This is a genomic window from Exiguobacterium sp. s22 (assembly GCF_018617455.1).
GTDB lineage: Bacteria > Bacillota > Bacilli > Exiguobacteriales > Exiguobacteriaceae > Exiguobacterium.
On the sequence record NZ_JACSKD010000027.1, the window covers coordinates 1 to 295 of the forward strand.

General features: G+C 44.7%; 2 tRNA genes. Both read left to right on the plus strand.

What is annotated here, in order from left to right:
• Positions 1-10 precede the first annotated feature (10 nt).
• Positions 11-87: transfer RNA gene (locus tag KNO94_RS15190), tRNA-Arg, on the plus strand.
• A 6-nt stretch (positions 88-93) separates the two neighbouring features.
• A tRNA-Pro gene (locus KNO94_RS15195) sits at positions 94-170 on the plus strand.
• The last annotated feature ends 125 nt before the right edge of the window (positions 171-295 follow it).

The window sequence follows — 295 nt, forward strand, 5'->3', positions numbered from 1 at the left end:
CGCACCATATGCACCCTTAGCTCAGCTGGATAGAGCGTTAGACTACGAATCTAAAGGCCGGGAGTTCGAATCTCTCAGGGTGCACCATTTTAACGGGAAGTAGCTCAGCTTGGTAGAGCACTTGGTTTGGGACCAAGGGGTCGCAGGTTCGAATCCTGTCTTCCCGACCATTTATTTTTTGGTCTTTGAAAACTGAACGATGAGGCAAAAAAGTTTTACAATTTTTGAATGAAGCGCAAGCTTCGTCAATTTAAGAGCTATATCAAATTCTTTGGAGAGTTTGATCCTGGCTCAG